Origin of the sequence: Rhodococcus sp. IEGM 1241 (assembly GCF_033142365.1) — a bacterium.
In the GTDB taxonomy this organism is placed as follows: Bacteria; Actinomycetota; Actinomycetes; order Mycobacteriales; family Mycobacteriaceae; genus Rhodococcus_F; species Rhodococcus_F erythropolis.
Genome location: NZ_JAWLSE010000001.1, coordinates 1,578,858 through 1,589,925, shown reverse-complemented (window position 1 = coordinate 1,589,925; position 11,068 = coordinate 1,578,858). Strand labels below are relative to the sequence as shown.

General features: G+C 63.1%; 11 protein-coding genes. 5 read left to right on the top strand and 6 right to left on the bottom strand.

The annotated features are described in order from the left end of the window. The first annotated feature begins 159 nt into the window (after nucleotides 1-159). The 5 genes from R4P70_RS07655 (at nucleotide 160) to R4P70_RS07635 (ending at nucleotide 4,305) form a co-directional block, all read left to right on the top strand. Complete coding sequence (locus R4P70_RS07655) at nucleotides 160-960, top strand: thymidylate synthase (protein ID WP_003946427.1); 801 nt, start codon at nucleotides 160-162, stop codon at nucleotides 958-960. 2 nt (nucleotides 961-962) lie between these two features. Beyond that, a complete protein-coding gene (locus R4P70_RS07650; protein WP_264613171.1) occupies nucleotides 963-1,454 on the top strand; it encodes a dihydrofolate reductase in 492 nt (163 codons plus the stop codon). 84 nt (nucleotides 1,455-1,538) lie between these two features. Further along, nucleotides 1,539-1,871: a cupin domain-containing protein gene (locus tag R4P70_RS07645; RefSeq protein WP_003946336.1), complete on the top strand. Its 333-nt coding sequence runs from the start codon at nucleotides 1,539-1,541 to the stop codon at nucleotides 1,869-1,871. A gap of 19 nt (nucleotides 1,872-1,890) precedes the next feature. Then, the gene (locus tag R4P70_RS07640) at nucleotides 1,891-2,586 is read left to right on the top strand and encodes a hypothetical protein (protein ID WP_317830624.1); all 696 of its coding nucleotides are present in this window, start codon (nucleotides 1,891-1,893) and stop codon (nucleotides 2,584-2,586) included. 27 nt (nucleotides 2,587-2,613) lie between these two features. Further along, nucleotides 2,614-4,305 carry a GAF domain-containing protein gene (locus tag R4P70_RS07635; RefSeq protein WP_021332279.1) on the top strand — a complete coding sequence of 564 codons (1,692 nt, stop codon included), beginning with the start codon at nucleotides 2,614-2,616 and terminating at the stop codon, nucleotides 4,303-4,305. Nucleotides 4,306-4,307: 2 nt separating this feature from the next. On the opposite strand, the gene R4P70_RS07630 is transcribed toward R4P70_RS07635, so the two are convergent. The 6 genes from R4P70_RS07630 to R4P70_RS07605 all read right to left on the bottom strand — a co-directional run bounded on the left by R4P70_RS07630 (nucleotide 4,308) and on the right by R4P70_RS07605 (nucleotide 11,065). Beyond that, nucleotides 4,308-4,946, bottom strand: a complete 639-nt coding sequence (locus tag R4P70_RS07630) for a response regulator (RefSeq protein WP_019744786.1) — start codon at nucleotides 4,944-4,946, stop codon at nucleotides 4,308-4,310. A 76-nt stretch (nucleotides 4,947-5,022) separates the two neighbouring features. Then, nucleotides 5,023-5,916, bottom strand: a complete 894-nt coding sequence (locus R4P70_RS07625) for a universal stress protein (RefSeq protein ID WP_317830623.1) — start codon at nucleotides 5,914-5,916, stop codon at nucleotides 5,023-5,025. Nucleotides 5,917-6,411: 495 nt separating this feature from the next. Further along, nucleotides 6,412-7,452 carry an LLM class F420-dependent oxidoreductase gene (locus R4P70_RS07620; RefSeq protein WP_007727670.1) on the bottom strand — a complete coding sequence of 347 codons (1,041 nt, stop codon included), beginning with the start codon at nucleotides 7,450-7,452 and terminating at the stop codon, nucleotides 6,412-6,414. Nucleotides 7,453-7,627: 175 nt separating this feature from the next. Then, nucleotides 7,628-8,521 carry a universal stress protein gene (locus R4P70_RS07615; RefSeq protein ID WP_020970378.1) on the bottom strand — a complete coding sequence of 298 codons (894 nt, stop codon included), beginning with the start codon at nucleotides 8,519-8,521 and terminating at the stop codon, nucleotides 7,628-7,630. Between the two features lie 141 nt (nucleotides 8,522-8,662). Next, complete coding sequence (locus tag R4P70_RS07610) at nucleotides 8,663-10,168, bottom strand: glutamate-cysteine ligase family protein (RefSeq protein ID WP_317830622.1); 1,506 nt, start codon at nucleotides 10,166-10,168, stop codon at nucleotides 8,663-8,665. 126 nt (nucleotides 10,169-10,294) lie between these two features. After that, a complete protein-coding gene (locus R4P70_RS07605; RefSeq protein WP_003946431.1) occupies nucleotides 10,295-11,065 on the bottom strand; it encodes a M23 family metallopeptidase in 771 nt (256 codons plus the stop codon). Between the last annotated feature and the right edge of the window lie 3 nt (nucleotides 11,066-11,068).

The window sequence follows — 11,068 nt, the reverse complement described above, 5'->3', positions numbered from 1 at the left end:
GCGCGGCGCGCCCCAGCCCCGGGCGGGGGGCGCCACCCCCCACCCCCCCCCCGACCCCCGTGGGGGGGCGGGGGGGGGGGGGTTTGGGGGGGGGGGTGTTTTGCCCCCGGGGGGTTTAAAAACCCCCCCCACGGCAAGGCAGGCCCTAGACTGATTCCCGTGACTGTCTCCACTGCTTACGAAGACCTCCTCCGGCTCGTCATGGAGACGGGTACCGCCAAATCCGATCGAACCGGAACCGGCACCCGCAGCATCTTCGGTCACCAGATGCGTTTCGATCTTGCCGACGGCTTTCCGCTCGTCACCACCAAGAAGGTCCACCTCAAGTCGATCGTCAACGAGCTCCTGTGGTTCCTGCGCGGCGACTCCAATGTGGCGTGGCTGCACGAGCACGGCGTCTCCATCTGGGACGAGTGGGCCGACGAGAACGGCGAACTCGGCCCCGTCTACGGCGTCCAGTGGCGTAGCTGGCCCACCCCTTCGGGCGAGCACATCGACCAGATCACGCAGACCGTCGAGACCCTGCGCTCCAACCCCGATTCGCGGCGAATCATCGTCTCGGCGTGGAACGTCGCCGACATTCCGCAGATGGCGCTGGCTCCATGCCACGCGTTCTTCCAGTTCTACGTCGCCGACGGCAAGCTCTCCTGCCAGCTGTACCAGCGCAGCGCCGACATGTTCCTCGGCGTTCCGTTCAACATCGCCAGCTACGCGCTGCTCACCCACATGATGGCCCAGCAGGCCGGACTCGATGTCGGCGAGTTCGTCTGGACCGGCGGCGACTGCCACATCTACGACAACCACGTCGACCAGGTCACCGAGCAGCTCGGTCGCGAGCCCCTTCCGTTGCCGACCCTGAAGCTGAACAAACGCGACTCCATTTTCGACTACACCTTCGAGGACGTCGAGATCGTCGATTATCAGCACCACCCCGCGATCAAAGCGCCGGTAGCGGTCTGACGATGACCGATCGCACAGTCACCCTCATCTGGGCGCAGGCCCACGACGGCGTCATCGGCGTCGACAACACGATCCCGTGGCGCGTGTCCGAGGACATGGCTTACTTCAAACGCGTCACCATGGGACATCCGGTGATCATGGGACGGCGCACCTGGGACTCCATTCCACTGAAGTTCCGGCCGTTCAGCGGGCGTCGGAACATCGTCGTCACGCGCGATCCGCAATGGCAAGCCGAAGGCGCCGAGGTAGTCCACGGGCTGGACGACGCCCTGGCACTGCCGGACGGTGACGTATTTGTCGTCGGCGGCGGGCAAATTTATTCGGCTGCACTGCCATTCGCGACGCATCTCCTGGTGACCGAGGTCGACCTCGACATCGTCGGTGATGCCTTTGCTCCCGAGATCGGCCCCGAATGGAACCTGAAGTCCGACGAGCCTTGGCAGACCTCGGAGAAGAGCGGGCTGCGCTTCCGCTGGCTGGAATACACGCGCTGACCGACTTCCGCCGATAACGAGGCACCTCGCGAGTGAGTCGGTCATACTCCAAGAACGACATTCACCGCTTCCGAGAGGTCTTCGATGGACAAGAAGTCACTGACCGCTCTCGCTCGCCAACAGTTGAAACTGGCGGGCTCGGCGACCAGCGGTCGCAGTTCACAAACCGTCTACGGCGGCCACCAGCGCAGCCTGCGACAGACGGTGATCGCACTGAGCGCCGGCAAGAGCCTCGCCGAACACGACAGTCCGGGCGAAGCCACACTGTTGGTCCTGAGCGGGAAGCTGAATCTTGTGTGTGGGAGCGACCAGTGGAAAGGATCCACCGGTGATTTCCTCACCGTGCCGGCCGACCGCCACAGCGTCGAAGCGCTCGAAGACGTTGCATTTCTGCTCACCGTCGCCATGAAGGGTTGAAGTCGGTACCGTCTTCCGGGTGAGCGAAACCGTGATCGAAGTGTCCATCGTCGCAGCCCCGTCCGTTCTGTGGCCCGCCCTGCGCGACCCGTCGCTGATTCGTCGTTGGTTCGGCTGGGAGTACGACGGTCTCGACGACGAAATCGCCCAGATCTACTCCACCGCTGAGGCCGATCCCGAAGCACTGACGCTGAAACTCGGAAACGGTGACCGCTTCTCACTTCTCGAACAAGACGGCAAGACGGTCGTCCGCATCGATCGGCCGGCCAAATCTGCCGACGACGACTGGTACGACGACATCACCGAGGGATGGACGACGTTCCTCCAGTTGCTCAGATTCGCAGTGGAGCGCCACGGACTCGCTGAGCGAAGAACCATCTATCTCGACGGCCTGCTGCTCCCTGGCGAGAATGCGGCAACCGTCCTCGGGCTCACCGAAATCGGTTTGGAAGCGGGAAGTCGGTACGCGGCGACAATCGCTCCCGGCGACTATTTCGAAGGCGTCGTCGACTACGTCACCGATCACCAATTCGGGTTGACAGTCGAAGATCTCGGCCCTGGTCTACTCTCTGTCGCGACCCAGTCGGTGACTCCGCAGCGCCCAGACGGAGGCATGTCCATCCTGCTGACCACCTACGACCTGAGCGATGACGAGTTCGACGAAATCAAGCATCACTGGTCGTCGTGGTGGGAAGGTCGCCGTCAGGAGGGCTGACGTCCCGCGAGGCGATATGCTTCGACCATGGTCGAAGCATCGGGTCACAGTCCGGCACGCACGTTCGGCGAGTTGCTCGACCGCCTGGGCGATTCCAATGCAGACATACCGACACTCCACCGTCTGCTCGAGGCGGTCCTGGTGGTCGGTTCAGGTCTGGATCTCGACCTGACACTCCAACGGATCATCACCTCTGCGACAACGGTTCTGGATTGCCGCTACGGCGCCCTGGGGGTTGCGGCGCCGGGGGGCGGGCTCTCGGAATTCGTGTACGAGGGAATCTCCGGGTCCCAACGCGCGACCATGGGGCATTTCCCCGAAGGTCATGGCGTTCTGGGTGTTCTGATGAATCACCCGCAGACTTTGCGTGTGGCGCATCTCGGCGACCATCCCGAATCGGTGGGATTCCCCGCGAATCATCCACCGATGGAGAGCTTCCTCGGGGCGCCGATCATGATGCGAGGAAAGGTGTTCGGAAGCATCTACCTGACTGAGAAGCGCGGAAAAGCCGAGTTCACCCAAGAAGACGAGGTCATTCTCGAGGCCCTCGCCATCGCAGCCGGCATCGCTGTGGAAAACGCCCGGCTGTTCGAGCAGTCACGAACTCGTGAAAGATGGCTCACCGCAACATCTGCCATTCGCTCGCGGTTGCTGGCCGGTGACTCGCTCGAGGACGGCCTGCAACTTCTTGCCAGTCGCGTTCGGGACCTGACCGGCGTCGACGACGTGATCGTGGTGATCTGCGAGAACGGATACGCACAGGTTCACGCTGCAGCCAGCGCCCGAACCACGTCACGTGGAGTCAGAATTCCAGCGACGACCTATCCGTTCGACGTGGTGCGGAGCACTCGAAAGCTACAGGTACTCACCACTTTAGGTGCACTCACCGAACTGGTGCCGTCGGCCGGAAGTGCGGTCGTGGCACCGATGTGCGTCGCCTCGGGTGTAGTCGGCGCGGTCATCGTGGCGTCGAACTCGACCAACACGCACTGGGATCACGACGAACTGACCCGAATCGAGTCGATGGCCGAACTCGGCTCCGTTGCAATCGAGTTCGACGAGAAACAAAAGGCGCAACGCCTGTTGTCGGTTCTCGCGGACCGCGACCGCATCGCACGAGACCTGCACGACAACGTCATCCAGCGACTGTTCGCGAGCGGAATGAGCCTGCAGAGCACGCTTCCGGACGAGACCCTCCCGGAGTCGGCGCGCGCGATTGTCAAACGATCCCTCGAACAACTCGACAAGACAGTCCGCGAGATTCGGACAACCATCTTCGATCTGCAGACTCCCACAGCCACCGATTCGTCGAGCCTGCGCCGACGCCTCCTCGATGTCATCGGCGACGCCACCGCACAGTCCGCCGTGACCCCCAGCGTCCAATTCTCCGGCGCCATCGACACTCTGGTGAATCCCGGGATCCACCAGCACGCCGAAGCTGTGCTGCGTGAGGGGCTGAGCAACGTCCTTCGGCATGCACACGCACACCACATCACCATCGCAGTCACCGCGGACGTCGAATTTGCGATCACGATCGAGGACGACGGCGTCGGACTCCCCTCCGACTTCCACAAGAGTGGACTTCACAATCTCGAGCGCCGTGCCGAACATTGCGGCGGTACGTGCACGATCGTCAACCACGATCCGAGCGGTGCACGCCTGCTCTGGCGAGTACCGCTCGGGCGCACCAACTCGAATCGACCGAAGTCCGGTCGGTAGACCTATCGACTGCCGCTGCGGATTTCGGTGGCCAGCACCGCAGCCTGAGTACGACGCTGCATGCCCAGCTTCGAGAGCAGACGCGTCACGTAGTTCTTGACGGTCTTCTCCGCGAGGAACAATCGCGCGCCGATCTCCCGGTTGGTGAGTCCCTCTCCGATGAGGTCGAAGACTGCTCGCTCCTGATCGGAAAGTTCGGCCAACGGATCAGCGGTGCGGTCGCTACGGATCCGCTGCATCAGCGCCTCCGTCGCCCGACTGTCGAGCAGTGAACCGCCGCGCCCGACTGTGCGGACCGCAGCAACCAGATCGGTTCCGAGAATCTGTTTGAGGACAAATCCCGAAGCGCCCGCCATGATCGCGTCGAGTAGTGCCTCGTCGTCCGCGTACGACGTGAGCATCAGGCAGCGCAGGTTGGGCAGCATCGAGCGCAGTTCGCGGCACAGTTCGACGCCGTTGCCGTCCGGCAGCCGTACGTCCAGAACCGCGACGTCGGCATTGCTCTGCGGTACCGCAGCCAATGCTTCTCCCACGGATGCGGCCTCACCCACCACCACGAAGTCTTCGACCCCGCCGAGTAGGTCGAACAATCCGCGTCTGACGATCTCGTGATCGTCGACCAGGAATATCCGCGTTGTCATCGAACCCCTCCAAAAGACATCTCACGTCGAACGGTACCGGAGACGGTGGACTCAAAAGTCATTGAATGCATTCTCTTCACTTGTTGACGTGCCGGACGATGAGAACCGGGCAATCCGCAGTATGGAGCAGTGCCCGACTAGTCGATCCGAGGAGCATTCCCGCGAATCCGCCGCGCCCGCGACTGCCGACGACGATCAATTGCGCCGTCTCCGCGTATTCACTGAGAACGCGGACCGGACGGTCACGCGCGACGACTCTCTCGACGACGACGTCTGGGTAGCGCTCGGTGAAACCAGCCAATTGCTCGGCAAGGACAACTTCCTCACCTGTCTGGATGCTGCTCCACAGTGGATCGTCGGGGGTGGCGCCCAGGGAGGGCTGCACGCTCACATCGCTCCACACGTTGACGGCGATCAATGTTGCACCCCGAGCGGATGCCTGTTCGAAAGCATGCTCGACTGCCTCGATGCTGCTTTCGGATCCATCGACGCCGACGACGACAGGACCTTCGGTCGGCGGTCGACCATCAAGCGTCCGGCCCCTGACTACCGCAACCGGAGATTCGCCGTGCGAGACCACCGACACCGTCGCGGAACCGACGACCAATCCGGTGAATTCACCATGCCCGCGGGGCCCGAGCGCAATGACGTACGCGCCCTTGGACAATTCGATCAGGCGATCGGAGACGCTGCCGTCGAGTAGTTCGGTGACGATCTCGAGGTCGTCGTCGATGCTATGCCGCGCGAGGATCTGCGCGCTGTCCAGACGAGCGGTGGCAGTGCGGCGAAGTTCGTCCTTGAAGCTCTCGGCGAGGTACGGCTCGGAGTAGTAGAAAGCGGGGATGTGCACCACCGTCGCGATATGCAGCGGACGACCGAGCGCCACCGCCGTTCGAGCGGCCCAGACGACAGCCGACGACGCCGATTCCGAGCCGTCCACTGCCACGACTACGGGTTTGGTTGCACTCATGTTCGTCCCTCCACGATCGACCAGAGAATCTCTTCGCCCTCACACTATTGCCCAATGACGGCAAAAAGGATTCATCAGCCGACGCGAGTCCCGAATCGGACATTCGGAGTTCGGGTGGACTGCGGCAACGGCCCCGCCAACATCCCTTTCGGGCGTCAACGAGGCCACCGGTGCCGGATTCGCACGCAAATCCTGGCTACTCGATCCACGTTAGGCGAAGAACCCGACCGGTCAGAAGTGAAAAAAGTCCCATATGAAAGCGCCGAAAATCGGGTTTCGTGCGCAAGAGATCCCGAATCACCCGCCCTGGCCGGGGGGGGGGGGGGGGGGGGGGGGGGGGGGGGGTTGGGGGCGGCCCCGGGGGGGCGACACGGTGGGGGGTCTGGGCGGGCGGGTCAACCCCCGCCGGGGGGGGCCCCGCCCCCCCCCCTCCCGCCGCGGGCCCGCCCGCCCGGCCCCCCCCCCGCCCCCCCCCCCCCCCCCCCCACGGCAGGGTCAGTCACAAATCTTGCGGAACTTCTCGATCAGCTGAACACGGCCGTTGCGATCGGCCGCCAACGGCGTGACGTTGAGCGTCGTGACGCCGGCTTCGGCGAAGGCTGCGACGCGTTCCTTGACGTAGCTCTCGGGACCGATCAACGACACGGCGCGAACCAACTCGTCCGGGACCGCTGCTGCGGCCTCGTCCTTCTTGCCCGCGAGGTAGAGATCCTGAATCTTCTCGGCGGCCTCTTCGTAGCCGTATCGCACCGCGAGGTCGTTGTAGAAGTTCTTGCCCTTGGCGCCCATACCGCCGATGTAGAGCGCAAGGCTCGGGCGTACCCAGTCGAGCATGTGGTCGACGTCGTCACCGATGGCCAGGGCCGGCGACGCGTACACCTGAAGCTCGCCGAGGCTCGGATCGCGCTTGGCCTTGCCCTTCGCAATCGGCTCGCCCCATACGCTTGCTGCCTTCTCCGGATGGAAGAAGATGGGTTCCCAGCCTTCGGCGATCTCAGCCGTCAGCTCGACGTTCTTGGGTCCGAGCGAAGCGATCAGGATCGGGATGCGCTCACGCACAGGATGATTGATCAGCTTGAGCGGCTTGCCCAGTCCGGTGCCCTTCTCGGCGGGGAGCGGAACCTGGTAGTACTTGCCCTGGTATTCGACCTTCTCGCGGCGCCACACCTGACGGCAGATCTCGACGACCTCACGCGTGCGTCCCAACGGAGCGTCGTACTTGACGCCGTGGAATCCCTCGATCACCTGCGGTCCGGAAGCACCCAGGCCCATAACGAAGCGACCGTTGGAGACGAAGTCCAGGCCCGCTGCCGTCATGGCGGTCAACGAGGGCGTACGGGTGTAGATCTGGAAGATTCCCGAAGCGAGTTCGATGGTCGACGTCTTGGCCGCCAGGTAACCGAGCTGGCTGACCGCGTCGAAGGAATACGCTTCCGGAACGAAGGCGATGTCCAGGCCCGCCTTCTCCAGGTCACCGACCTCTTCGACGGTTTCGGCGAACCCGCCGCTGTAGTTCAAACCCATACCGATACGCACGTTGTAACCCCAATCCAGACGATTGCCGCCGTGTGCGACGCGCACACAGCCTTGGTACTCCCATCGAACACCTAACTCACATCGAACACTACGGAACATGAGTCCGCATTCATGTGACTACCCCGTTCGTATTCGATGACCGAAACGAACGGGGTAGCGGGAGAACTTGGAGAGGTCAGGATTCTTCGGGGCGAACCACCATGACGGGGCACTTGGCCGAAGCGATCAGGGTATTGCTGGTCGAGCCGAGGAGCATGCCACGGAATCCACCACGGCCACGGCTGCCGACTACAACAAGCTGCGCTTTTGCCGACCAGTCCAGCAGCCGTCCTCGTGGGTTGTCGAGGTATACCTCGCGCCGGACCTTCACGTCCGGGTACTGCTCGGACCAACCGGCCAAGCTCTCGCTGAGTACTGCGTGCTCTTCCTCTTCGAGAGACTGCGGGGCAAGCGCAGCTGCCCTCGGGTCTTCGAATGCCGCACTACCGAGGTCACTCCACACGTGCAGCGCCACCAACTCGGCACCGCGGAACGCTGCTTCCTCGAATGCCGCGCCCACTGCTTGCGCGCTGAGCGCACTGCCGTCGACGCCGACCACGACGGGTCCCTCCGAAGGCACTGCGCCGTCGCGGTCCCGCACGACGATGACCGGGCACTTGCCGTGACTGGCAACACCGACCGCTGTATTGCCGAGAACTGCCGTCGCCGCCTTGCCTGAAGCGGACGCTCCGACAACGACCCGCCTGGCCTGCGCCGAACTCTCGATCAACCACTGAGTTGCGCTGCCGATGGCGATTTCGGTGTGAACTTCGAGTTTCGGATCGATCTCACGGGCGAATTGTTCCGCCTCTGCCAAGATCGCTTTTCCCGCCTCTTCGACCCATTCGTACACCCCACCCGCGTCGACGTACGGTCCGCCGAAACCGTAAGGCGCGAAGTCGAGAGCGTGGATGATGTCGAGTCGCAATTCGCGCTGGGCGGCGATTTTCGCGGCCTCGCGGAGCGCAGTGGACGCAGTGTCCGAACCCTCGACTCCGACAACAACACTGTTATGTTCGCGTGAACTCATGTGCCCACCTTCCTGAAGAAGTAACCGAGCCACTTTCACTCTAACCATCCCACTTGTCCGGCTTTTTTGGGGTCGCCCCCTCTTCATTTCGGGGACTTAGGTCCCCGAAACTGTTGACGGATAGGAGAATTAGCAGAGCAATCAGGACCAGGTGTGAACGGGATCTCCCGCCCGCATGTTCTCGACGTAACCGCGGAGCATTCCGGTGAGCGCAGTCGAGCGGTCCGCGCCCGAAGCCTCCGCGCGCGCCACGTGCTCTCGTTGCCAGGCGGCACCGGTCTGCCGATTCAGGCACCGCCCCTCGATGACGCCGAGATACCGATCGCGGGCCGCGGCGGACAATCCGAAGTCCGCCAAACCCTCGTCCGCCAATGGCAGCAGCCTTCGCAGGACCAACTCGTCGGCACCGACCCAACCGATCTCCGGCCAGTACAAAGTTGCGTCGAGTCCGTACTTGGCGCCGATGTGCAGGTTCTCTTCTGCCGCATGGAACGACATGTGCGACCACAGTGGCCGCTCCGCGTTCACCAGCGCCCGAACTGTGCCGTAGTAGAAGGCCGCATTGGCCATGATGTCGACGACAGTCGGTCCGGCCGGCAGCACTCGATTCTCGATACGCAAGTGCGGCTTGCCATCCGAGCAGTCGTACACCGGACGATTCCAGCGATAGACCGTGCCGTTGTGCATCTGAAGCTCGCTCAACTCCGGAACCCCGCCCGCCGCGAGCACTTCCAGTGGATCGATGTCCGACACGTCAGGCAGCAGGGCCGGGAAGTAACGTGAATTCTCTTCGAACAAGTCGAGCACTGAGTGGATCCACCGCTCACCGAACCACACCCGCGGCCGCACACCTTGGTTCTTCAGCTCGAAAGTTCTTGTGTCCGTCGCCTGCTCGAAGATCGGGATGCGCGATTCGTGCCAGAGTGCCTTGCCTGCCAGGAAAGGAGAATTAGCCGCCAACGCCACCTGTACGCCGGCCAGACACTGCGCGGCATTCCAATGCGCGGCAAACTCTTCCGGCGCAACGCGGAGATGCAACTGCATGGACGTACATGCCGCCTCCGGGACTACCGAATTGGTATCGGCCCGAAGAATTTCCACGTCGCTGCCAGGTAGCGCGACACCTTCGACGTCGAGTTCGATGTCCTCGCCTCGAGCGGTGAAAATTTGCTCGTTGAGCAATTCGTAGCGCGGGTTCGCGGTGATCCACTCTCGATCGAGATGCCCGAGTTGCAGGGTCGGCAGCATCCCGATCATCACCATCTCGGCGTCGTGCGCATGGATTCGCGCGTCTGCGACGTCGAGGGAGGCGCGCAGTTTCTTTTCCAATTCGAAAGTTGCATCACCGGTGAGTGGGCCGGGTTCGACGTTCATCTCGACGTTGAACTGTCCGAGCTCGGTTTGGAAAACCGCAGCGTCGTCGATGGATTCGAGCACTTCACGGTTGGACATCGCAGGAGCCATGTCCCCGTTCACCAGGTTGAATTCGATCTCCATGCCCAGCAGCGGCGCCGGCTTGTCGACGGCGTCTCGGAAGTCACCACCGTCGAGCATCTGCTTCATGGCGTCGACGCATGACCGCACTTTCTTGCGAAAGAGCCTACGGTCCGCCCGCGTGAATTCTCGCGCCGTGACTTCTGCACCCATCGCGCATTCCCCCTTCGACGATCAACGTCACTGAAGGCTATCCGGCCGGTGTCACCGACAAACGAGAACTGCGGTGGCACCGGGAAGAATTTCCCGACGCCACCGCAGTTCTCCGAAAGTTTCTCTTTACGAGTTGTCTACCCAGGTGACAGCCACGCCGCGAGCCTGCAGCCACGCTGCGGGATCGACCTTTGCGCCGTTCTCGGCAACCTCGAAGTGCAGGTGCGGGCCCGTGGACTGGCCACGGTTACCCACTGTGGCGATCTGCTGGCCAGCATTGACGCGCTGGCCGACGTTGACCTGGTAGTCGTTGACGTGGCCGTACGTGGTGACCGTGCCGTCGTCGTGCTGGACGCGAACCCAGAGGCCGAAACCTGACGCCGGGCCGGCGTCGATGACCTGGCCGTCTGCTGCAGCCAGAATCGGCGTACCGATCGGAGCCGCGATGTCGAGACCGCCGTGGTGTGCTCCCCAGCGCGAACCGAAGGTGGAGGTCAGCGTTCCGGACACCGGCTGCACGGTGCGAGCAGAGGTGCCGGGGTTGATCCCCGCGAGGAACTGCTGTGCCTGCGTGTTGAGATCGGCAGCAAAATCGGGAAGCTCGGGAATGTCGAGAGCGGGAAGTGCCGCCAATTCAGCCGGAACGACAACGCCCTCGGGGAGCAGACCCTGCGGGATTTCGATGCCGGCGATGGTCTGTGTTGCCGGCGCCGCAGCAGCGGTTCCTGCACCCATCTGGCCTGCACCGACGAGGAGTGCACCGGTAGCCGCAGCTACGACACCCGCCTTGACACCGGCACCAGGGCCAGCCGACGGGGTGCGGTGGCGGCCGCTTGCTGCCTCGGGATCGATCTCGAAGACAACATCGTCATTGCCCGTGCGGTGGTGGTTTCCCACAGT

Bases quoted from the DNA above. Each gene is read 5' to 3' on its own strand.
- R4P70_RS07635 (WP_021332279.1), top strand. From the start codon at position 2,614: ATGGTCGAAGCATCGGGTCACAGTCCGGCACGCACGTTCGGCGAGTTG.
- R4P70_RS07645 (WP_003946336.1), top strand. From the start codon at position 1,539: ATGGACAAGAAGTCACTGACCGCTCTCGCTCGCCAACAGTTGAAACTG.
- R4P70_RS07630 (WP_019744786.1), bottom strand. From the start codon at position 4,946: ATGACAACGCGGATATTCCTGGTCGACGATCACGAGATCGTCAGACGC.
- R4P70_RS07650 (WP_264613171.1), top strand. From the start codon at position 963: ATGACCGATCGCACAGTCACCCTCATCTGGGCGCAGGCCCACGACGGC.
- R4P70_RS07625 (WP_317830623.1), bottom strand. From the start codon at position 5,916: ATGAGTGCAACCAAACCCGTAGTCGTGGCAGTGGACGGCTCGGAATCG.
- R4P70_RS07610 (WP_317830622.1), bottom strand. From the start codon at position 10,168: ATGGGTGCAGAAGTCACGGCGCGAGAATTCACGCGGGCGGACCGTAGG.
- R4P70_RS07615 (WP_020970378.1), bottom strand. From the start codon at position 8,521: ATGAGTTCACGCGAACATAACAGTGTTGTTGTCGGAGTCGAGGGTTCG.